Source organism: Bacillus sp. 41-22 (assembly GCF_025809295.1).
GTDB lineage: Bacteria > Bacillota > Bacilli > Bacillales > Bacillaceae_G > Bacillus_A > Bacillus_A mycoides.
In genome coordinates this window covers 2,633,005-2,653,418 of record NZ_CP084035.1, presented here as the reverse complement: position 1 = coordinate 2,653,418, position 20,414 = coordinate 2,633,005, and the positions used below count along the sequence as shown (strand labels likewise).

The following is a 20,414-nucleotide window of genomic DNA, read 5'->3' as shown; positions in this document are numbered from 1 at the left end:
AAAGGGGCGTTTGGCTAATATGAAAGAAAATGAAAAGGTAATTATGGAAAAAGGGATTCATACGGACTTTAAGGAGAATATGACGTATGGAGAGTATTTACAGCTAGATAGCTTATTATCTAGTCAACAAAGATTATCAGATCATCATGATGAAATGTTATTTATCGTTATCCACCAAGCGAGTGAGCTTTGGATGAAACTAATTTTACATGAATTGAATGCTGCAATTGAATCTATTAAACAAGATAAATTACCACCAGCTTTTAAAATGTTAGCACGTGTATCAAAAATTCAGTCGCAAATTATTCAATCTTGGGATATTCTTGCGACATTAACACCATCAGAATATATTGAGTTTCGTGATTCACTTGGTCAGGCTTCAGGTTTTCAATCGTATCAATATCGAATGATTGAATATGCACTTGGTTATAAAACACCACATGCATTAAAGATTTATGAAAAGGACCCAGAATTACATGCTCGTCTTCATAAAGCACTTCATACACCAAGTTTGTATGATGTGGCGATACAAGCGCTTGTTAAAGAAGGATTCCCAATTCATAAAGATGTGTTAAATCGTGATATTACGCAGCCTTACGAAGAGGATGCAACTGTAGAAGCGGCTTGGATAGAAGTATATGCGGACGTGCAGAAATATTGGGATTTATATCAGCTTGCAGAGAAATTAATCGATATTGAAGACTGGCTACAACAATGGCGTTTCCGTCATATGAAAACGGTAGAACGAATTATTGGTCATAAAATGGGAACAGGTGGCTCTTCTGGCGTATCTTATTTAAAGCGAGTGCTTGATCAATGCTTCTTCCCAGAGCTTTGGAACGTTCGAACGAAATTATAAAAATAAACTTGTCAGCTATTAAATGCTGGCAAGTTTATTTTTTGTTTTAATAACAAATATGATTTAATAGAGAGAACGAAATGAATAACAAATATTACATAACCATTTAGATGGAGGAAGATTTCTTGAATTTCGAGCAATTACAAAATAAATTTGAAAAGAAAAAGGTTAATACATTTCTTGTTTATCAAAAGGGGGAATTAACGACTGAGTACTATAAAACGATAGACTGTGCAAATGACTTATTTAAAATTAATTCGATTACAAAAAGTATCGTATCTATATTAATTGGTATCGCAATTGATAAAGGATTTATAAATAATATACATATACCAATCACAACATGGATTCCCAATGTGCCGGAGGAAAAGAGGGAATTAACGCTGTATCATTTATTAACGATGACAACAGGAGAAAATTGGAAAGAGTTCGGAAATGGGGTTGTTTTCCCGAATGATTTTGTGGAATCAGACAATTGGGTGCAATACATTTTAGAAAAACCGTTCATTGAAGAAATAGGTACGAAAATGAATTATAATTCAGGTTCTTCTCATTTACTTAGTTACATCATTCAAGAAGCAACTGGAATGTCGACGGAGCAGTTCGCGAAAAAGTATTTATTTGAGCCGTTAAACATTACGGAGTATGAGTGGCAACAAGACCCGCAAGGTATATATGTTGGCGGATTCGGTATGAAAATGAAATCTATAGATTTATTAAAGTTAGGAAAAGTATGTTTGAACAATGGATATTGGAAGGGAAATGATATTGTATCATCGAAATGGTTAGAAGAATCAGGTGAGGCTCTATTTGAAACGTATGAACATGTCGGAGCATATGGATATCACTGGTGGGTATTAAATAATGAAAGATTTCACATACCGTATTGTATGTATTTTGCTATGGGATACGGAGGGCAATACATTATTATCATTCCGCAGTTAGAGCTCGTAGCTGTAATTAGTAGCCACATGCCAAAACGTGGCCTCGTACCATTAAAGTTATTTATAGAGCATATAAAAGAGAATTCCAATCATAAATAAGTAGAGAAATGAGGTGTTTTATGAGAAGTGCAAAAATGATAGCGATTTATAGACTGTTATTAAGTCTTCTAGCGTTTAGTGCACTTATTACTCAATTTGTTACAAGGGCACAAGTGAAACCGTTCAATCCAGTTAACTTTTTTAGTTTCTTCACAATTGAAAGTAATATTTTAGTTGCGGTAATTCTACTATTTAGTAGTTTGGGGACAGCCCTATTTGGACGTTCCGAGCAATTTGGAGTTCTTCGCGGTGCAGCTACAGTATACATACTGACAACAGGACTTATTTATTTTTTGTTATTAAGGGGATTAGAAGAGTCACTTCAAACAGCGATACCATGGGTAAATACTGTACTTCATTACATCATGCCATTAGCGATGATTTTAGATTGGGTTATAAATCCACCTACGAAGACCATTACATGGAAACAGGCTGCGAGTTGGCTTGTTTTCCCGCTTTTATATGTTGTCTATAGCTTAATACGCGGGCCATTCGTGAATTGGTACCCATATCCGTTTTTAGATCCGAGAATAGGTGGATATGGGAGAGTATTTTTATATAGTATAGGGATATCTGTTGTTATTGGAGCTATTTGCGGATTAGTAAAAATGTTAGGTAATCGATCTTTGCATATAAAAAATAATCCTCCTTATTAAGGAAGAAGTACATAAAGAAACCTCTGTCTGTATGTAAAGACGGAGGTTTTTTTGTTTTACCGACTTGTCTTCTGAAAGGACATCTTTAAAAATTCCTCTGTTTTCGTATCAAACTCTACATCCACAAAAACACCATACTCTTTTCCACCCTCACGTAGCCATAATTTAAACTTTTCAACTGTTATTTGAACAGTTTTTGGTTGTCTACCTATATGAAGGTAATCGATAATCTCAGCTTTCGGATATTGTTCTTTCGTTTTTTCAACGGCTAGTTTACCCCATTTTGCATATGGCGGCTGTGCGTGAACAATAGATGGGTCGGTATATATATTTGAACATGTTGTTATTAAAAAAAATATAAATGCTGTACGTACGAAGAATCGCTTCATAATAAGCTCCTTTTATTCTTTTTGTATATTGTTTACATATTTCTTCAAGCATATAAGTTTGGATTTTTTTGTCTTCTTTACATAAAAGCGAGGGTTTTACAAAACATAACCATGAAATCATTTCCGTAATTAAGGAGGGAAATACATGCGTCAAAAAGCTGTTTTTAAAATAGCGATTTTGCTTGTCTTTATCGGGCTATCTTTAATGGTAAGTAGTATACAGACCAAAAATGTGGAAGCCTTCTCTAATCAAGTGATTCAAAGAGGGGCATCTGGAGAAGATGTCATTGAACTGCAAACTCGTTTGAAATATAACGGATTTTATACGGGGAAAGTTGATGGTGTTTTCGGATGGGGTACATATTGGGCACTTCGAAACTTTCAGCAAAAATTCGGATTGCCAGTTGATGGTTTAGCGGGTGCTAAAACGAAGCAAATGCTTGTAAAGGCAACGAAGTATGATAAGTCGACCGCTAATAAAGATACTACAACTAATAAAGGGAACAGTGGTGGAGGTAAACAGGAAAATAAGCCGCCAAAAAGTACAGGGACAAATGTTCCAAACGGTTATTCTCAAAATGACATTCAGTTAATGGCAAACGCTGTATACGGAGAATCCCGTGGTGAGCCGTATTTAGGACAAGTTGCAGTAGCTGCGGTTATTTTAAACCGTGTCACAAGTGCATCATTTCCAAATACTGTTTCAGGAGTAATCTTTGAGCCGAGAGCATTTACAGCAGTAGCAGATGGACAAATATATTTAACGCCAAATGAAAATGCGAAAAAAGCCGTATTAGATGCGATCAACGGATGGGACCCAACTGGGAATGCATTATATTATTTCAACCCAGATACTGCGACAAGTAAATGGATTTGGACTCGTCCACAAATTAAAAAAATTGGTAAGCATATTTTCTGTAAATAGAGCGGAGGTGGAAACATGTTACGAGGTATTATCATCGTATTGTTAACAGTAGGTGTAGTCGGAACAGGGTATTGGGGCTATAAAGAGCATCAAGAGAAAAATGCAGTATTAATTCGAGCGGAAAATAGTTATCAGCGTGCGTTTCATGATTTAGCATATGAAGTTGATTTATTACACGATAAAATTGGAACAACACTGGCGATGAATTCACGTTCCTCATTATCGCCAGCTTTAGTAGATGTATGGCGTTTAACGTCAGAGGCTCGTTCTGATGTAGGACAATTACCTTTAACATTAATGCCATTTAATAAAACGGAAGAGTTCCTTGCGAATATCGGTGATTTTAGTTATCGTGCAGCGGTTCGTGATTTAGAAAAAGAACCGTTAAATGATCAAGAATATAAAACGTTACAAGGTTTATATTCAAATGCAGCAAATATACAAGATGAACTGAGAAAAGTGCAGCATCTTGTATTGAAAAATAATCTTCGCTGGATGGATGTAGAAATGGCTCTTGCGTCAAACCAAGATCCAGCAGATAACACAATTATCGATGGATTAAAGACGGTAGAAAAGAATGTAACATCATACTCGTCCACAAACTTTGGACCGACTTTTACAAGTGCACAAAAGAATAAAAAAGGCGGATTTGAAGCAAAAGGAAAGGCGATTTCGAAAGCGGAAGCGGAAAAAATCGCGAAATCATTTTTAAATTTAAAAGGGAATGAAAAAGTAGAAGTTGAGAAAAGTGGAAAAGGTGCAAAAGAATCATTCTACAGTGTGAAAATTCAAGATCCAGCAACGAACAATGAGTATTATATGGATATTACCGGAAAAGGTGGATATCCAATTTGGGTAATGAACAACCGAGAAATTAAAGAGCAAAAAATCAGTTTAAATGATGCAGGAAGTAAAGGATTAACATTTTTAAAGGATCACAAGTTTACAAATATGGAGCTGTTTGATAGTTCTCAATATGATAATATCGGTGTGTTTACGTACGTTGTAAATGAAAATGGAGTGCGTATTTATCCAGAAGCAATCCAAATGAAAATTGCCTTAGATGATGGGTCGATTGTTGGTTTTTCCGCAAAGGAATATTTAGCATCACATCAAAAACGAACGATTCCGAGTGCGAAGCTAACCGCTGCTGAGGCGAGAAAGAAAATTAACCCCGATGTAAAAGTTATGGAAGAACGTAAAGCTGTAGTAGTAAATGACTTGCATAATGAAGTACTTTGTTATGAATATATTGGTACTTTAGGGAAAGATACGTACCAAATTTTCATTAACGCAAATAGCGGTGCAGAAGAAAAAGTGAAGAAGATGCAAGCTGTTGAGAAAATTTATGATTAAACATCAATGATAAAGTGGTGAAAATAATGAAAATCATTATATATATGTTAATGCTTTGTTTCGTTATTACTGGATGTAGCATTGGAAAAAAAGACAATCCTAATGAAAAGCCAGAACAAAAAAATGTCTCGATGAAAAATGTTACGTATACAAATAAATCAAATAAGCCAAATGAAAAAGCAGCTGATCATCTGGCATCTTTAGCTGCAAGTATACCTGGTGTAAACGATGCGACAGCAGTAGTAGTTGGGAAGTATGCTGTTGTAGGTATTGATGTGAAAGCAAAACTTGATCGAACTCGCGTTGAGTCAATTAAGTATTCTGTTGCAGAGAGTTTGAAGAATGACCCAAACGGTGCAAATGCAGTCGTTGTAGCAGATGTTGATACGTATGAAAGACTAAAACAAATAGGCAAGCAAATTAAAAAAGGTAAAACTGGTGAAGGCATACTTGATGAATTAGCAGCAATTGTTGGCCGAGTAATGCCGCAAGTTCCAAATGATATGATTGAAAATAGAGAAACGAATCCGATTAAAGATAATGATAAACAATTACCAAAAGATGAAGAACAAGAACTACGAAAAGAACAAGAAGATCAGTCAAATAACCATTTGAAAAAATAGTGAAAATCCCGTACTAAATTGTACGGGGTTTTTCTTCAAGATTAAATATTCAGTTTATTTTTAAGGGAATATATGGTTTAATAATGAGGGGAGGGACAGCCGTTATGATGAAAAAAAGCGCACTCATATTAGGTAGTTTATGCATAGGTTTTAGTATGACAGCGTGTGACCAGAAGAAAGAAGTGAAGAAGAAAACAGCTATGTCTTCTACTATAACGGAAAATAAAAAGCAAGAGACCATTAATATAAATCATTTCTCAAATATTAATGAAGGAATGACTTATTTAGAAGTGAAAGATTTAATCGGTTTTGAAGGGGATTTACTCATAGAAGAAGGGGAAGAACATTCTACACGAATTAAGCAAATTTTTGCTTGGAAAGGAAACGATCCAAAATCATTTGCTAAAATAACATTTTTGGATGGAAAAGTGCATTCTAAAACACAGCAAGGTTTAAGTTAATAACTTGAAGGAATGGGAGAGTTAAGCATGAACATACATACAGGAGAAATACAATTAGTGCCGTATAAGGAGCAATATAAAGAGATAATACAATCATTTACTTTACCAAGTGAACAAGTTCAATTTACGGCGAATCCAGGTGAATTACTGGAGAAAGCGAAAAATGATCGAACGAAAAATGTAGTTGTTATTTTAGACTATAACGGAGTACCTGTCGGTGTATTTATATTACAAACAGGTGATAGGGTACAGGAGTTTACAGAAAATAAGGATGCCATACTTTTAACTTCTTTTTCCATTAATCACAATAAACAAAATAAGGGATATGCTAAAAAATCATTGGCGTTATTACAAGACTTTGTAAAATATTATTATCCAGTAAAAAATGAAGTGATTCTTGCTGTAAATGAAAAAAACATTCCGGCACAAAAGTTATATGAGAAAGTTGGATTTCAAGATAAAGGGTTTAGAAGAATGGGACCAATTGGACAACAATTCATATTACATTTACCTATAACGAGATAATGAGATAACAAAGCTTACTCTTGAAAAAAATCATGTAGTAAGTTTTTTAATTTGAGATATTTTCCGTACATGATATGTTAGATGTATTAAAGTAAGTATTCGAGAAGCATGAAGGTGCAAAACAATTCGATTGTTAAGCATTTAAATACGTGAGGGGTAATCATATGACAATTTATATTGCACTACTACGGGGAATTAATGTAGGTGGACATAAGGTAATCAAAATGGTAGATTTGAAAATAATGTTTGAATCCATAGGGTTAAAAAGAGTGAAAACATATATTCAAAGTGGAAATGTAGTGTTTGAGTCAGAAGAAGAGATAAGTTTTTTAAAGGAACGAATTGAATGTGAAATTACGAACGTTTTTGATTTCAATGTTCCAGTTATGTTACGAGCAAATGATGAATTTATTAATATTATTAAAAAGTGTCCTTACGAGACCCATTCGTTATTAGAAGGAGAAAGTGTACATGTGGCCTTTTTAGCTAATCCACTTTCTGAAGAAGACAGTAAGCGGTTACTTATGTACAAAAGTGACATAGAAGATTGCCATATCGAAGGAAGAGTAGTGTATTTATTTTTCAAAAAAAGCATTCGTAATTCTAAACTAATGAACCAGTTTCAAAAATTACATACGCCAGCTACAGTAAGGAACTGGCGGACTGTGAATAAGCTGAAAGCAATAGCAGAAGGTATTTAAACATAAAAAAGTGGTTTTCTGCATTTAGAAAACCACTTTTTTTATTTATATTGTTTGGCGACAATGAGTTCAACAATAGGGAAAATAAGAAAGGAAGAACAGAGTGCAATAAAGAGTGGAAGGTTTTTTACACCATCCAAATTGGAACCCATAGAAAATCCTTCCGAGCAGAGTAATATAAGGAACATAACACCTACAAGCACAAAATACGCGATTTTAAAGCTTTTATATGTAATTTGTTGTCCCATCTCATCTTGACTTTCTTTCGATACTCCGTTTGGATCTCCCCATGTAATATGATTAATTAAATTACTAAGTATTAAAGAAGCAGCGAAAATAGTCCCACCCAAAATTGAACCTTCAGTTATGTATTTGTATGTGCCATGTACAAGTATAGCGATTAAAGATAAAGTTATGATTACAAAAATAATTTTTTTAGTATTCAATATATAATTGCACCTCCACTTTTGTAAAAAACTCTTTACATCCATAGTATAAAATTGGAAAAGTTTTATGTCAAACATTTTTTACATATGAAGTGAATGTTTATGATATTTTGTTTAAAGGATGAAGAAAAAATTACATTACATTTGAATGTAAAAGAATGGGCTCGCATATATTTGGAAGGGATGTCAGATTAATTTAGGGGGTAGTTATGTCTATTCTTTTAAAAGCTGGTGCAGATGCAGGAAATAATGGTTTGAAGTTAATGGTGAAAGGGCAGGAACCTATTTTTATTCCGAGTATTTATTCCTTATATATAGGTGAGTCTACGGGGTTGTTAGATGAGGGTGAAGTTTCATCGTCAGAATTAGAGAATCACATTGATGTGACCATTAGTTCTCCATCGCTAATGTTAAATAATGTACGATACATCGTTGGAGAAAAAGTGATTCAAGATCAATTAAAAGGTACTGAAGTGGAGAAAAAATCAAATAAATCTACTGATGAGTTAATGGTCATTACAATCCTTTCAGGTTTAGCGATAAGTGCTATGCGTCAAAGCCCTACTTCAAGTCATATTAATATTCGTTATGATTTATCTGTTGCTCTTCCAATGCAACTTATTACACAGGAAATTGCTGCTGAAAATGCGAAACGGTATATGGGTAATCACAAGGTCATATTCCATTATCCAAATGGACGCGATGTTACGATTAATGTTTCTATTGAGTTTTGTAAATGTCTACCTGAAGGCGCTTCTGGGACGTGGGGGATTGTATATGATGAGGAAGGAAATGTTGTGAAACATAAAATAGAATGTGAACAAAATCAAGTTTCAGAAATTGATTTTGTAGATAAAACTTTATTGTCTTTTGATATTGGCGCGGGGACAACGGAAGAAGTTGTTTCATTAGGGGTAAATTTCCGTCCGCAATTAAGTAAAGGATTATCGTACGGTGTAAAAGAAACGTTACTACAAATTATTACGAGATGGAATCGGAAATATCCTACGAAAACAATTGATAGCATTACAGAATTTAACCAAATTTATTTAAATGAAAAGCACCCAAGAAATGCATTGTTAGTTGAGGAATCGCAGCCAGCATTTTTAGGTTTAGCAGCACGTGTCGCAACGGATATTATTAACAAAATTGATGATATGAAAGACGATCCATATGTATTTATTTATGGTGGGGGCGCAGTTATTATTAAAAATAGCTTAAAAATGATTTTGAAACAAAAAGGACGCTTGAAAAATGTGATCTTTGTAGATAACCCGTTATTCACCAATGCTCGTGGGTTATTAGTATATACATGCTCGCCAAAATATAGAGAGCATAAGCAAAAAGAGTTAGGGTTTACAAACTTAACGATAAGTTAGTTGGTGGAAGTATGCGATCTAGGCGATATAAACGTGGTGATCGAGTGAAAATTAACATTAATAAATCAGTATCGCCTGAAATGATTGCTTGGCTTAATAAACAATCTAATCCAACTAATTTCTTTTTCTTTGCGGCCCAGCAATTATTTAAACAAGTAGGAGATATTGATGTATCAAAAACCTTGCCAAGTAGCCATGTTTTTTCTTTATATATAGAACCATCATCTCTATTAAAAGTTGAAATGAATCCATTTAAACACGTACCACTAGAAAATAGTAAATCCACCGAAAATGTAAAAAAAAAATCGTGGGAATCTGTTGACCAGTTAGATTGTCCATTTTTTTAAGCATAGAAAAATATAGGTAGAGCCCATCACTATACATACGAATGCAGTGATGGGTTTTTGATATTGTATCGTAATCTTTATAAAGTGAAACTATAATCAGTGGGGGTTTTGTTCATCCCCCACTGATTATTAGTTGAACCAATCGGGCGTTTACTGCCCACAAATAGCGGGATAAATAGAAGGGGCAAAACAATTTGTGCCCCTTCTAATAGTTGTTCTTATCTTATACAGGATATATGTTCTGAAACTGCTTTAATAATTTTATCCCAGTCATCGGGATGAATCTCGTGCCCTGTACCTTCAAGGGATAATAGCTTTGAGTTCGGAATTTCATCAATAAGTGCGAGTCCATGTTCAAGTGGAAGAGCTGTATCGTCCGTACCATGAATTACTAAAGTAGGTACTAGTAACGACTTTAGTATACCTTCATAAGAATCATCACCTGTAAGGAGGGCGTGATTAAACATACTTAATAGATTGTTAGCACGTTCTATTTCTTGCTTTACTTGTTTTAAAGTTCTTGCTTCATCAAATATACGCTTTGATCCACAGAGTAGACGTGATCCTGTAATTAAATATTTCGCTATAACATCTTTATTTGTCCAATCTAAATTTGCACCATTAGCATGATGTGTCAAAATTCTTTCATCCATTGGAGGCAAATCACGAGTATTGTTATCAGATCCAATAACGCTTGTTGCTAGTAATGTTAAGGTCAAAATTCTTTCTGGGTGTTTTACTGCAGCAATTTGAGCAATCATACCTCCTAATGACATGCCAAAAAGGTGTGCCTTGTCAATATGATACGCATCGAGTACTCCGATTGCATCTTCAGCCATATCTGCTACAGTGTAATTGGAAGTCCCAGGCTCATATGTAACAGAACGCCCAACATCACGGTTATCATAGCGAATGACAAACCTTCCTGTGCTAGCCAACCTTTCACAAAATTCTTCATCCCAATAAACCATTGAACACGTAGCTCCCATAATTAATAATATTGCTGGGTTATTAGGATTTCCAAAGCTTTCTGTACATATATCAATACCGTTTACTTTGAAAACTTGTTCACTCATAGCACACTCTCCGTTTCATTTAAAGGTCATTAATAAATAAAGAGAAATATAACTTTGGGTGTTTCTTAGGCGTAAATTAGATTGTATTTAAGTGAAATAAATGTTTTTTGCACTCATGATGCTTAATTAGTAGAGTAGCATAAATATCACCTCCTAACATATTTATTGTCATCCAAGGCGGAAAATTTTGAAAAATAATTGTTTGTTATTACAATAAACAACAAGGAGGAGAGGAAATGAAAGCAATTGTTATTAATCAATATGGTAGTGTTGAAGCATTACAAGAAAGACAAGTTCCTAAACCAGTTGTTAAATGTAATGAAGTATTAATACGTATACACGCAACATCTGTCAATCCTGTTGATTGGAAAATAAGAAAGGGAGACTTACAAGAAAAGTTGCGATTTTCATTTCCAATTACATTAGGATTAGATGTTGCTGGAATAGTTGAAGAAGTTGGAGAAGATGTGAATCATTTTAAAATAGGAGATAAAGTGTTTACGAAACCTGAAAATACAGGGAAAGGTTCTTATTCTGAATACATTACAGTGAAATCAAATTTAGTAGCGCAAATGCCTAATAATCTTAATTTTGAAGAAGCAGCATCTATACCTCTTGCAGGACTAACAGCTTGGCAAAGTCTTGTTGATTACGCACAAATAAAAGAAAATGATCGAGTATTAATTCATGCTGGAGCGGGCGGAGTAGGGAGTTTTGCAATTCAAATCGCAAAATCATTTGGTGCCTTTGTCGCAACAACTGCAAGTAGTAAAAATGAAGAGTTTTTAAAGTCTTTAGGTGCTGACCTTGTTATTGATTATAAAAAAGATAAATTTGAAGAGCTACTATCAGATTATGACATTGTGTTAGATACAATCGGTGGAGAAGTACAAGAAAAAAGTTTTCAAATTATTAAATCTGGTGGTGTTCTAATTTCTATCGTTCATGAACCATTTCATGAAGTAAAGGGCATAAAATCAGGGTTCTTATGGTTAAAACCAAGTGGAAAGCAATTAGAAGAATTAACTAGTTTGATCCAAGATGGAAAGATAAAACCGATTATTAGTAAGGTTGTTCCGTTTAGTGAACAAGGAGTTAGAGAATCTCATATTTTGAGTGAAAGTCAGCATACTAGAGGGAAAATTGTAATTACGATGGAATGATGTTTACATAAATACACGAGTGGTGACTATAAAAAATAAAAATTGTCACCACTCATATAAACTATAATTTTTGCATGACAAAAGTAATTGCATTCGTATTTAATTGAATGTGTGTACCGTTTCGTACAATATCATACGCTAAATTTTTTATTTCAACTTTTACTTCTTGCCATTCGGTATAAACGCCTTTTAGTGTACGTATCATTTCTTCCGTAGAAAGGTTAATTTCAATTAAAGCATCTAATTCTTGATTCGTTTCCAAGTCAATTTCTTGAATGTTAGAGTTAACTATTAAACAATTGATACCATCACTCTTTGTCCCATTTTTCATAGTGTGAAGCACTTTTTTAAAATCGTCTATTGATCTAACATGTTCTAAACTTGATACTGCAACGATGTAGTCATAAGTATTAGGAGCAATATAGTAGTCTTCAATTGCTGATTGTTCCGTTTTTATGTATTCAAATACACCATATTCTTTGCTATAAACTTGTAACTTCATTAAAGCCGAATCAAGTAGATCAACACAAGTAACAGTGCCGCCACTATTCATGATTTTTTGTGCAATCGGAATACTGTTTCTACCGACACCAGAGCCAAGGTCAAGTATTTGTAGGTCTTTCTGTCCTTCAAAATAGTTCAGCATGCCCATAACTGTTTTAACAGGTTTATACAGCCAAGATCCTGCTTCGAATAATTTGTATTGTTCATAGCAAAGATCGTGATACTTTTTCTCTTCTTGTCTTATGTAATCGATTCTGTTCATAGTGTTTCAGCTCCAATAGTTTCATGGCGAAATGAATAGGTTGGACAACCTTTAACATTCATTTGAATTCGAAATATACCACCAGCATGTGGGTACTGTTTTAATTCCGCATCAGTCATTCTTGTTCTGGCTGTTGTGATATATAAATCGGTCAAATTAGGTCCTCCAAATGTACACGACGTTACATATAAAGCAGGAATCGGAATACTTAAAATCTGTTCTCCAGTCAAGGGATTCCATCTAGTAATCTTCGAGCCTCCCCAATGTGCAATCCATAAACAACCTTCTACATCAATTGTCATACCATCGGGTAGACCTTCATTTTCAGGGAAGATGATAACATCTGTTGGATTGCTAATTACACCAGTATGTATATCATAATGAAAACGGACTACTTTTTTTGTAGGTGTATCAATAAAATAAAGGTATGTATCGTCAGGAGACCATGCTATGCCGTTTGATGTATTTACATGTGATACCTTTTTCTCTACTTGGAGATTATTATTTAAAGAATACAAGGAACCGGCGCCACTTATACCATATAAGTCAGTAGTGCCTGCCCAAAAGCGGCCAGCCGGATCGCATTTCCCGTCATTAAAACGATTTTCTATTAAATGTGGTTCAGGATCATAAATATGTGTAAGCTCTTCTGTATTTAGATTAAAAGAATAAAACCCTTTTTCTAGAGCTAAAAGTACTAAATCATCTAGATATGGAACGACACAGCCGATTTGCTGATTGAGGGCAATCACTCGGTTTGAATTATTAGCGGGGGTATAAATGCATAGTTTTTTCTCCATAATATCAACCCAGTATAAAAGCTGCTTTTTTTCATTCCAACATGGTCCTTCAGCTAAACTTGCTTTAGCATCTAAAACTAATTCTATATTACTGAACAAGATGTTCACCTCGCTTTATAAGATATTTATATAATTCGATAAGAATAGAGGTAAACCTTTTGTGAGAGATTATTAAGATTTGCAATGTCGAAAACAGACCTTTTCAAGTTATTAAAAAAATGTATAAACACTGTGAGGAAAATGCATATGCTGTTTTATGAGATTGTTTGCTTTTCGTGTAAAAATATATTCCGAGTATACGAAGGAAGTGAAAAATATAAGCGATTTAAAGAGAAACCGAAAGGGACATATTGTTGTGATGAGTGTAGCCACAGAATTCAATTAGAAGCGATAAAATGTTTTTTTAGGTAGTTTTATATTTTTGTTCGGAAAAATTTTACAATATATACGTTATAAATTATCATATGTAAAAACTAATATTCAAAATGGCATTGAAGAGAAGAGTAGTTAAGAAAGAATACGTACAGAGAGCTCTGGTAGCTGAGAAAGAGCGGTATACATCTTAATGAAAAAAGACTTAGAGCTGCGCAAGGAACTAATTCATTTAGGGATGGTGCGACGGGTTCTCCCGTTATAGAGATAGGGTCTAAGCATGTTTTGCCGTACCTGAAGAGGTTAATATGGTGACGTATTAACAAACTGAGGTGGTACCGCGAAGCTAATAACTCTCGTCCTCAAGATGAATAATCTTGGGGGTGGGGGTTTTTTTGTTGTATAAAACTGAAAATGTGAAAACAAAAATACAATTGAGGTGAGTGGCATATGCATTGGGCGTATGAAGTAGCACATGAATTAATTAGAAAACATCCAAACAAAGAAACTTTTGTTTGTGCAGCTGGAATTAGTCCATCTGGTTCTGTTCATATTGGGAACTTCCGTGAAATAGTAACGACTTATTTCGTTGTAAGGGCTCTGCAAGATTTAGGGAAAAAGACTCGTTTTATCTTTTCATGGGATGATTATGACAGGCTTAGAAAAGTCCCTAAAAATATTGATCCTTCTTTTGCAAAATATATTGGTATGCCATACTGTAATATTCCAGATCCGTATGGGTGTCATAACTCGTACGCAGAGCATTTTGAAAAAGAGTTTGAGGAATCGCTTCAAGCATTTGGAATTGAAGTAGAATTTATTTATCAACATATTGAATATAGAAGCGGAAGGTATAACGAAAATATATTAGAGTCTTTGTATAAAAGAAAAGAAATATATGATATTTTAATGGGGTTTAAAACAGGAATACACAGAGAAGAAGATAGAGAAAACTTTTATCCCGTTACGTTATATTGTGAGAGCTGCGGGAAAGATACAACAACTATTACACAATTTAATGGAGTATTAAAAACAGTTCGGTATGACTGTGAATGTGGAAATCAAAATAAATTATCCGTATTAAATACAAGTCAAATGAAACTGAATTGGAAAATCGATTGGCCGATGAGATGGATGATAGAGGATGTTATTTTCGAACCGGGCGGAAGAGATCATTCATCGGAAACTGGTAGTTATAATGTATCAAAAGAAATTGCAAGGAAAATATTTAATTGTGAAGCCCCTCAATACGTTGCTTATGATTTCATTGGAATTAAAGGGCATCATGAAAAAATGTCCAGTTCTTCAGGGAATAGTATTACACCTAGCGACTTATTAAAAGTGTATGTACCAGAAGTAATTCTTTTTATGTTTGCAAAATATAAGCCTGATGCAGCTTTTCACATTGGGCTTGATGAAGATGTAATTCGCAATTATACAGAGTATGAGAGATTGAAGGATAGTTATGAAAATAAAACACTCAAAAATGAAGATTTATTTGATGCAATTAAACTTTCTAGACTAGATAGCCTATTTAAAGAATATCCAAAGTTTAATCAAGTAGCAGGAACTTTACCGTTATTAAATTTTGATTCATCTATTTTACAAGATATATTAGAGAAAATAGATAGGAGCTATGCATTACCTGAAATGATAGCGATAAGTAATCGTGCTGAGTATTGGATAAGAAACTTTCAATCTAAAAAATTAATTGCGGTAAATAAAGAGAAAAATACGGAGTTTTATAACACATTAGATGAACGGCAGAAAAAATGGCTAGTAGAAGTTTGTAAAATAATTCGTTCTAATAACGATCATTCTAAACTAATGGAGCAATTGTATACGATTTGTCATCATGAAAATAAAAAAATAATGAAAGAAAATCAAAAACAATTATTTACCATTTTATATAGGCTCATTATGAATCAATCAAGTGGTCCACGTATACCGTTATTAATACATGTGGTAGGCGCCAGAAAATTCGTCACATTATTAGATTTCTAAAATATAGTTAAAAGCAACGCAAGTACTCAATAGAATAAGTACTTGCGTTGCTTAATTTTTACTATCTTGAATACATTTTCGGACATTCATCACCACTAGGTTCATAAAAACAGTGACTTTTAAATTGCCCTGCAAACGGCTGATTATACCATTCGGGTGGACAAGCTCCAACTGGACGAAAATACCAAAGAGCCCATCGTGCTGGCCAGCGCCATTCACCTTGTAAAACTTTTCTTGCGATTTCTTTTTCTGATTCACGGGCACGTTGATAAAAGTAACCGTATTGAACTGCTTCGAATCCGCCAGGGCTTTGATATACTGCATCACGCACAGATCGAAGCTCTTTAAAATCTAAACAATCACAAAACACACGATTTACGACAACGCAGCCTACAAGTTGTTCACCTTGTCGTCCTTCGCCCTCAGCTTCAGCACGGATTAAACGTGCTAGTAAATCAACGTCACTTTCGTTGTATGGAATAAGGGGCATAGTGATACCACCTTTCTTTACCTGTTATAGTAAAGAGTGTATGTTTCAAAATGAGCTAAGTGCATTTTTCTTGAAAATAACTACTAATTTTAAAAAGGAGCTTATACAGATAAAAGCTAACTATTATATAGAAGATAAAAACGAAAAAGGAGAGGTACTATGCATCGTGTTCATAAAGAACATATCATTTACGCAATGTCACCAGAAAATAATCCATGTATTGAAGTAGAAATTGGGAGCCGTCTTGTATTTGAAACATATGATTGCTTTGAAAATCAAATTGATTCTGAAGATGTTGTGTTTCAAGAGTTAGATTGGAATCGAATTAATCCAGCGACTGGACCTGTATATATTAAAGGCGCAGAACCTGGCGATATCTTAGTCGTAATGATTGAAAAAATTAAAATTGCAGGGCAAGGCGTTTTAACGACAGGTGCGAACCTTGGTGTAATGGGTGATAAGTTAAATGAGAATATAGTAAAAATTGTCCCAATACATAATGGACATGTTTCATTTTCAAAAGAACTGCAAATTCCGATTAATCCAATGATTGGTGTGATTGGTACTGCACCGAAAGAAGAGAGTATTTCATGTGGTACACCGCATGATCACGGCGGGAATATGGATTGTAAAGAGATAAAAGAAGGGACAACGTTATTATTACCTGTAAATGTTCCTGGTGCTCTTTTAGCATTAGGTGATTTACACGCTGCGATGGGTGATGGTGAAATTGGTGTTAGTGGAGTAGAGGTTGCTGGTGAGGTAACTGTAACTGTTCAAATTATAAAAGAAAAGAAATGGCCACTACCAATGGCGATCCAAAAAGAAAAAATAATGACAATTGCTTCAGAGAAATTGTTAGATAATGCAGCGAATCGTGCTGTACATAATATGGTGACATTTTTACATGAAGAATTAGAAATGTCTAAAGCTGATGCAACTCTTTTATTATCAGCAGCAGGTAATTTAAAAATTTGCCAAGTTGTGGATCCACTAAAAACGGCGCGGATGGAACTAGGAAGGGAATATGTGGAGAAGTTAGGATTTTCTCTAAATGCATTTCATATTAAATAAGAAAAATAGAAAAAGGATACTTTTGTATAAAAGTATCCTTTTTCTATTTTACGGATTTTGTGAAAAGAGGTAGTATTTATTTATATAAGTATATTTGAGATTGTGGATCAAAAAGGAGTTCAGAGATGGTTAAAATTATGATTGTTGAAGATGATATGAAAATTGCGGAGTTATTATCAACATATGTTGCGAAATACGGTTACCAAGGAATTATTGTAACGAATTTTCAAAATGTGTTAGACATATTTTTAGAAGAACAACCGGAGTTAGTTTTATTAGATATTAATTTACCAAGTTTTGATGGTTACTATTGGTGTCGTCAAATTCGCGGGGTTTCCACATGTCCGATTTTATTTATTTCGGCCCGTGAAGGTACGATGGATCAAGTTATGGCGTTAGAAAATGGTGGCGATGATTTTATTCCGAAGCCGTTTCATTATGAAGTTGTAATGGCGAAAATTCGTAGTCATTTAAGACGTGCTTATGGAGACTATGCACCGAAACTAGAAGAACGAATGATTGAGCAACAAGGTCTTAGTTTATATCCCGAAAGACTTGTATTAAAACTTAGGAACCAAGAGATTGATATAACGAGAAACGAAGCCATTTTATTAGAGATGTTAATGAAAAACTATCCGCGTGTTGTGAGTAGGGAAGTATTATTAAATAAATTATGGGATAGTGAATCTTATGTTGATGATAATACATTAAGTGTAAATACAACACGTGTGCGTAAAAAGTTAAAAACGTTACAAATTGAAGGAGCAATTGAAACAATTCGTAGTGTTGGATATAGATTACATATTACTTGGGATAATGGTATGGAAAAATGATAAGGTTATTTATACGTGATCATATACCACTTATTTGTTTTACTGCGATCCAACTACTAGCCATATTCTTAGTTTATTGGTTTGATGGGCATAATCATATTTCAACGGCATTATATGCAATGTTTTTAGGTGCTTTTTTTATGGTAAGTTATTTAGTATTTCGTTATTTTACACATCGTTCTTTTTATGAACGTTTAGCAAATCCGTTGCAATCTTTGGATGAATCTGTTCAAAAATCTGATTTTGCAGTTTTATCTACTGCTCTCCAAGATTTGCTCGAAGTACAATATCGACATTATCAAAATCAGCTCCAGTTACAAGAGAGGAAAAATAATGATCATTTAACCTTTATGAATCAGTGGATTCATCAAATGAAAACACCTTTATCTGTAATAGAATTAATTACACAAGATGAAGTGGATTCACGTTTTGAAAGTATTAATGAGGAAACAGATAGGTTAAAAAAGGGGTTAGAGATGGCACTGTATGTCGCACGTTTAGAAGCATTTACACAAGATTTTTATGTAGAAAGAGTACAACTACATAAAATAGTGAATGATTCCGTGCATGAACATAAACGCTTTTTTATTCGGAATTTTGTATACCCAGAGCTTGAAATTGATAAGAGTATTACTGTAGAAAGTGATGCGAAGTGGTTACAATTTTTAATTGGACAAATAATATCGAATGCGATTAAATATTCATCAGGTAGTAGAGAAAAGATTAAAGTGAAAGCATGTAAGGAAGGTAATACAGTTGTACTTGAAATTACCGATAGTGGCGTAGGGATACCGAAGCAAGATTTACCAAGAGTATTTAAACCTTTCTTTACTGGAGAAAATGGTAGAGATTTTAAAGAATCAACAGGAATGGGGCTATATCTTGTATATGAAATTACAAAACAATTGGGACATAGTGTAGAGATCCATTCAGAAGTTGGTAAAGGTACCGTTGTACGAATTAAATTTTGTAATATGTAAAAAGTGATTCAGGCTAAAGAACTTTTGAGATAAGTTTTTTAGCCTTGTTTTGTACCCTTGATAAAATTAGGGAATGAAATAATATATACCTAAGAGAAGCAAAACGGACCTGATAAGAATAAATGAAATACTAGATACATAAACACTTTTTAATAATAAAATAGATTGTAACTGATAGGGGGGATTGAAATGGATATTCGGAAAATGAGGTATTTCATAACGGTGGCAGAAGAATTAAACTTTAGTCGTGCAGCAGAACGCCTTATGATGGCACAACCTCCTTTAAGCCAAGAAATTCGTAAATTAGAAGAAGAATTAGGGGTCCAACTTTTTCATCGAACAAAAAGAATTGTTGAACTTACCGATGCTGGAAAAATATTTTTAGAAGGTGCGCGACAAACGTTACTTCAAGTAGATAGAACCATTAAAGAAACACAGCTCGCGGATGAAGGGAAGATCGGGCATTTAATCATTGGTTTTGTCGATTCTACAGAAACAGTTATAGACATATTAAAAACATTTCGAGAACGATTTCCTAAAATACAGCTTATATTACGCGAGATGACAACAGACCAGCAAATAAAAGCGCTCTATGAAAAACAAATTCACATTGGATTTATTCGTTCTAAGCAGAATAATGAAATATTAGTTTCCGAAGTTTGTTCTGAGGAATGTTTAAAATTAGTTTTGCATGAAGAGCATCCTTTAGTTTCGTTACGTAACATTTCAATCAAATCATTAGTAGATGAACCATTTATTTTATTTCCTCGTCATTTCGGTACTAACTTTTATGATTTAATTATTAGTTACTTTTGGGAACATGGAGTAAGTTTAAATATTGTTCAAGAGGCGATCCAAATGCAAACGATTGTGAATTTAGTTGCTACAGGAATGGGGATTTCTGTCGTTCCATCATCGGTGGAAAGTTATAAAAAATCGTGTGTCATGTATAAAGACATTCAAGAAAATACACCGAAAATAAATTTATATGTTGGATGGAGACAAGATGAAAAGTCTGTCGTGTTAGAGAACTTCTTAACAGTTGTTAGAGAGGTTTATGCGACTTCACAATTTGAATTTGAAAAGTAAAAGCCCATCTTGATAGGATGGGCAGTGGAAATTTGGAAAGGGAAACTTCTATTTTTA

Annotated in this window: 24 protein-coding genes and 1 other annotated feature; of the genes, 18 read left to right on the top strand and 6 right to left on the bottom strand. The window is 34.0% G+C overall.

The window, feature by feature from the left end:
• Positions 1 to 19 precede the first annotated feature (19 nt).
• From kynA to LCF45_RS13430, 3 genes are all read left to right on the top strand, one after another.
• Entirely contained in the window at positions 20 to 859 is an 840-nt protein-coding gene (kynA, locus tag LCF45_RS13440; RefSeq protein WP_002127699.1) for a tryptophan 2,3-dioxygenase, read from the top strand.
• A gap of 125 nt (positions 860 to 984) precedes the next feature.
• A complete protein-coding gene (locus LCF45_RS13435; protein ID WP_002127697.1) occupies positions 985 to 1,902 on the top strand; it encodes a serine hydrolase domain-containing protein in 918 nt (305 codons plus the stop codon).
• Between the two features lie 20 nt (positions 1,903 to 1,922).
• Positions 1,923 to 2,558, top strand: a complete 636-nt coding sequence (locus tag LCF45_RS13430) for a Pr6Pr family membrane protein (protein ID WP_002127696.1) — start codon at positions 1,923 to 1,925, stop codon at positions 2,556 to 2,558.
• Between the two features lie 56 nt (positions 2,559 to 2,614).
• Here the strand turns inward: LCF45_RS13430 and LCF45_RS13425 are convergent, their stop codons facing one another.
• Positions 2,615 to 2,947 carry a DUF3889 domain-containing protein gene (locus LCF45_RS13425; protein ID WP_002032720.1) on the bottom strand — a complete coding sequence of 111 codons (333 nt, stop codon included), beginning with the start codon at positions 2,945 to 2,947 and terminating at the stop codon, positions 2,615 to 2,617.
• A 145-nt stretch (positions 2,948 to 3,092) separates the two neighbouring features.
• On the opposite strand from LCF45_RS13425, the gene sleB reads away from it, so the two are divergent.
• From sleB to LCF45_RS13395, 6 genes are all read left to right on the top strand, one after another.
• A complete protein-coding gene (gene sleB, locus LCF45_RS13420) occupies positions 3,093 to 3,872 on the top strand; it encodes a spore cortex-lytic enzyme (protein ID WP_002032721.1) in 780 nt (259 codons plus the stop codon).
• A 15-nt stretch (positions 3,873 to 3,887) separates the two neighbouring features.
• Positions 3,888 to 5,228: a germination protein YpeB gene (gene ypeB / locus LCF45_RS13415; protein ID WP_002168242.1), complete on the top strand. Its 1,341-nt coding sequence runs from the start codon at positions 3,888 to 3,890 to the stop codon at positions 5,226 to 5,228.
• A 26-nt stretch (positions 5,229 to 5,254) separates the two neighbouring features.
• Complete coding sequence (locus LCF45_RS13410) at positions 5,255 to 5,851, top strand: YhcN/YlaJ family sporulation lipoprotein (protein ID WP_002085166.1); 597 nt, start codon at positions 5,255 to 5,257, stop codon at positions 5,849 to 5,851.
• 104 nt (positions 5,852 to 5,955) lie between these two features.
• Positions 5,956 to 6,312, top strand: coding sequence for a hypothetical protein (locus tag LCF45_RS13405; protein WP_002127693.1), 357 nt, complete (start codon positions 5,956 to 5,958; stop codon positions 6,310 to 6,312).
• Between the two features lie 27 nt (positions 6,313 to 6,339).
• Positions 6,340 to 6,837 carry a GNAT family N-acetyltransferase gene (locus LCF45_RS13400; RefSeq protein WP_002013093.1) on the top strand — a complete coding sequence of 166 codons (498 nt, stop codon included), beginning with the start codon at positions 6,340 to 6,342 and terminating at the stop codon, positions 6,835 to 6,837.
• Positions 6,838 to 7,001: 164 nt separating this feature from the next.
• Entirely contained in the window at positions 7,002 to 7,538 is a 537-nt protein-coding gene (locus tag LCF45_RS13395; protein WP_078203324.1) for a DUF1697 domain-containing protein, read from the top strand.
• Positions 7,539 to 7,579: 41 nt separating this feature from the next.
• Here the strand turns inward: LCF45_RS13395 and LCF45_RS13390 are convergent, their stop codons facing one another.
• Positions 7,580 to 7,984, bottom strand: coding sequence for a hypothetical protein (locus LCF45_RS13390; RefSeq protein ID WP_002127690.1), 405 nt, complete (start codon positions 7,982 to 7,984; stop codon positions 7,580 to 7,582).
• Between the two features lie 209 nt (positions 7,985 to 8,193).
• Here LCF45_RS13390 and LCF45_RS13385 point away from each other — a divergent pair, with 209 nt between their 5' ends.
• Together LCF45_RS13385 and LCF45_RS13380 are read left to right on the top strand one after the other, a co-directional pair.
• On the top strand, positions 8,194 to 9,363 hold the full coding sequence (locus LCF45_RS13385; protein ID WP_002013097.1) for a ParM/StbA family protein: 1,170 nt from the start codon (positions 8,194 to 8,196) through the stop codon (positions 9,361 to 9,363).
• 11 nt (positions 9,364 to 9,374) lie between these two features.
• Positions 9,375 to 9,710 (top strand): hypothetical protein, encoded by a 336-nt coding sequence (locus LCF45_RS13380; RefSeq protein WP_002085171.1) that lies wholly within the window; start codon positions 9,375 to 9,377, stop codon positions 9,708 to 9,710.
• 218 nt (positions 9,711 to 9,928) lie between these two features.
• Here LCF45_RS13380 and LCF45_RS13375 read toward each other — a convergent pair whose 3' ends face one another.
• Positions 9,929 to 10,786 carry a BCA family alpha/beta fold macrolide esterase gene (locus tag LCF45_RS13375; protein ID WP_002127689.1) on the bottom strand — a complete coding sequence of 286 codons (858 nt, stop codon included), beginning with the start codon at positions 10,784 to 10,786 and terminating at the stop codon, positions 9,929 to 9,931.
• 236 nt (positions 10,787 to 11,022) lie between these two features.
• Here LCF45_RS13375 and LCF45_RS13370 point away from each other — a divergent pair, with 236 nt between their 5' ends.
• Positions 11,023 to 11,949: an NADP-dependent oxidoreductase gene (locus LCF45_RS13370; protein ID WP_263892798.1), complete on the top strand. Its 927-nt coding sequence runs from the start codon at positions 11,023 to 11,025 to the stop codon at positions 11,947 to 11,949.
• A gap of 61 nt (positions 11,950 to 12,010) precedes the next feature.
• On the opposite strand, the gene LCF45_RS13365 is transcribed toward LCF45_RS13370, so the two are convergent.
• Together LCF45_RS13365 and LCF45_RS13360 are read right to left on the bottom strand one after the other, a co-directional pair.
• Positions 12,011 to 12,715: a class I SAM-dependent methyltransferase gene (locus tag LCF45_RS13365; RefSeq protein ID WP_263892797.1), complete on the bottom strand. Its 705-nt coding sequence runs from the start codon at positions 12,713 to 12,715 to the stop codon at positions 12,011 to 12,013.
• Positions 12,712 to 13,614, bottom strand: coding sequence for an SMP-30/gluconolactonase/LRE family protein (locus LCF45_RS13360; protein ID WP_263892796.1), 903 nt, complete (start codon positions 13,612 to 13,614; stop codon positions 12,712 to 12,714). The genes LCF45_RS13365 and LCF45_RS13360 overlap by 4 nt, the downstream gene beginning before the upstream one ends.
• Positions 13,615 to 13,755: 141 nt before the next feature.
• On the opposite strand from LCF45_RS13360, the gene LCF45_RS13355 reads away from it, so the two are divergent.
• The gene (locus tag LCF45_RS13355; RefSeq protein ID WP_078203372.1) at positions 13,756 to 13,926 is read left to right on the top strand and encodes a DUF2197 domain-containing protein; all 171 of its coding nucleotides are present in this window, start codon (positions 13,756 to 13,758) and stop codon (positions 13,924 to 13,926) included.
• Between the two features lie 71 nt (positions 13,927 to 13,997).
• Positions 13,998 to 14,254, top strand: a binding site (T-box leader).
• Positions 14,255 to 14,337: 83 nt separating this feature from the next.
• Positions 14,338 to 15,891: a lysine--tRNA ligase gene (gene lysS, locus LCF45_RS13350; protein WP_263892795.1), complete on the top strand. Its 1,554-nt coding sequence runs from the start codon at positions 14,338 to 14,340 to the stop codon at positions 15,889 to 15,891.
• 61 nt (positions 15,892 to 15,952) lie between these two features.
• Here lysS and LCF45_RS13345 read toward each other — a convergent pair whose 3' ends face one another.
• Positions 15,953 to 16,381: a cell wall hydrolase gene (locus LCF45_RS13345; protein ID WP_078203319.1), complete on the bottom strand. Its 429-nt coding sequence runs from the start codon at positions 16,379 to 16,381 to the stop codon at positions 15,953 to 15,955.
• A 159-nt stretch (positions 16,382 to 16,540) separates the two neighbouring features.
• On the opposite strand from LCF45_RS13345, the gene LCF45_RS13340 reads away from it, so the two are divergent.
• The 4 genes from LCF45_RS13340 to LCF45_RS13325 all read left to right on the top strand — a co-directional run bounded on the left by LCF45_RS13340 (position 16,541) and on the right by LCF45_RS13325 (position 20,357).
• The gene (locus LCF45_RS13340; RefSeq protein ID WP_263892794.1) at positions 16,541 to 17,455 is read left to right on the top strand and encodes an acetamidase/formamidase family protein; all 915 of its coding nucleotides are present in this window, start codon (positions 16,541 to 16,543) and stop codon (positions 17,453 to 17,455) included.
• 125 nt (positions 17,456 to 17,580) lie between these two features.
• Positions 17,581 to 18,288, top strand: coding sequence for a response regulator transcription factor (locus LCF45_RS13335; RefSeq protein ID WP_078206756.1), 708 nt, complete (start codon positions 17,581 to 17,583; stop codon positions 18,286 to 18,288).
• Positions 18,285 to 19,268, top strand: coding sequence for a sensor histidine kinase (locus tag LCF45_RS13330; protein WP_078206757.1), 984 nt, complete (start codon positions 18,285 to 18,287; stop codon positions 19,266 to 19,268). The genes LCF45_RS13335 and LCF45_RS13330 overlap by 4 nt, the downstream gene beginning before the upstream one ends.
• A gap of 189 nt (positions 19,269 to 19,457) precedes the next feature.
• Positions 19,458 to 20,357, top strand: a complete 900-nt coding sequence (locus LCF45_RS13325) for a LysR substrate-binding domain-containing protein (RefSeq protein WP_078206758.1) — start codon at positions 19,458 to 19,460, stop codon at positions 20,355 to 20,357.
• The last annotated feature ends 57 nt before the right edge of the window (positions 20,358 to 20,414 follow it).

What these genes read in the sequence shown, in the direction of transcription:
- kynA (WP_002127699.1), top strand. Translation starts at nt 20, where the DNA reads ATGAAAGAAAATGAAAAGGTAATTATGGAAAAAGGGATTCATACGGAC.
- LCF45_RS13430 (WP_002127696.1), top strand. Translation starts at nt 1,923, where the DNA reads ATGAGAAGTGCAAAAATGATAGCGATTTATAGACTGTTATTAAGTCTT.
- LCF45_RS13425 (WP_002032720.1), bottom strand. Translation starts at nt 2,947, where the DNA reads ATGAAGCGATTCTTCGTACGTACAGCATTTATATTTTTTTTAATAACA.
- sleB (WP_002032721.1), top strand. Translation starts at nt 3,093, where the DNA reads ATGCGTCAAAAAGCTGTTTTTAAAATAGCGATTTTGCTTGTCTTTATC.
- ypeB (WP_002168242.1), top strand. Translation starts at nt 3,888, where the DNA reads ATGTTACGAGGTATTATCATCGTATTGTTAACAGTAGGTGTAGTCGGA.
- LCF45_RS13410 (WP_002085166.1), top strand. Translation starts at nt 5,255, where the DNA reads ATGAAAATCATTATATATATGTTAATGCTTTGTTTCGTTATTACTGGA.
- LCF45_RS13405 (WP_002127693.1), top strand. Translation starts at nt 5,956, where the DNA reads ATGATGAAAAAAAGCGCACTCATATTAGGTAGTTTATGCATAGGTTTT.
- LCF45_RS13400 (WP_002013093.1), top strand. Translation starts at nt 6,340, where the DNA reads ATGAACATACATACAGGAGAAATACAATTAGTGCCGTATAAGGAGCAA.
- LCF45_RS13395 (WP_078203324.1), top strand. Translation starts at nt 7,002, where the DNA reads ATGACAATTTATATTGCACTACTACGGGGAATTAATGTAGGTGGACAT.
- LCF45_RS13385 (WP_002013097.1), top strand. Translation starts at nt 8,194, where the DNA reads ATGTCTATTCTTTTAAAAGCTGGTGCAGATGCAGGAAATAATGGTTTG.
- LCF45_RS13380 (WP_002085171.1), top strand. Translation starts at nt 9,375, where the DNA reads ATGCGATCTAGGCGATATAAACGTGGTGATCGAGTGAAAATTAACATT.
- LCF45_RS13375 (WP_002127689.1), bottom strand. Translation starts at nt 10,786, where the DNA reads ATGAGTGAACAAGTTTTCAAAGTAAACGGTATTGATATATGTACAGAA.
- LCF45_RS13370 (WP_263892798.1), top strand. Translation starts at nt 11,023, where the DNA reads ATGAAAGCAATTGTTATTAATCAATATGGTAGTGTTGAAGCATTACAA.
- LCF45_RS13365 (WP_263892797.1), bottom strand. Translation starts at nt 12,715, where the DNA reads ATGAACAGAATCGATTACATAAGACAAGAAGAGAAAAAGTATCACGAT.
- LCF45_RS13355 (WP_078203372.1), top strand. Translation starts at nt 13,756, where the DNA reads ATGCATATGCTGTTTTATGAGATTGTTTGCTTTTCGTGTAAAAATATA.
- lysS (WP_263892795.1), top strand. Translation starts at nt 14,338, where the DNA reads ATGCATTGGGCGTATGAAGTAGCACATGAATTAATTAGAAAACATCCA.
- LCF45_RS13345 (WP_078203319.1), bottom strand. Translation starts at nt 16,381, where the DNA reads ATGCCCCTTATTCCATACAACGAAAGTGACGTTGATTTACTAGCACGT.
- LCF45_RS13340 (WP_263892794.1), top strand. Translation starts at nt 16,541, where the DNA reads ATGCATCGTGTTCATAAAGAACATATCATTTACGCAATGTCACCAGAA.
- LCF45_RS13335 (WP_078206756.1), top strand. Translation starts at nt 17,581, where the DNA reads ATGGTTAAAATTATGATTGTTGAAGATGATATGAAAATTGCGGAGTTA.
- LCF45_RS13330 (WP_078206757.1), top strand. Translation starts at nt 18,285, where the DNA reads ATGATAAGGTTATTTATACGTGATCATATACCACTTATTTGTTTTACT.
- LCF45_RS13325 (WP_078206758.1), top strand. Translation starts at nt 19,458, where the DNA reads ATGGATATTCGGAAAATGAGGTATTTCATAACGGTGGCAGAAGAATTA.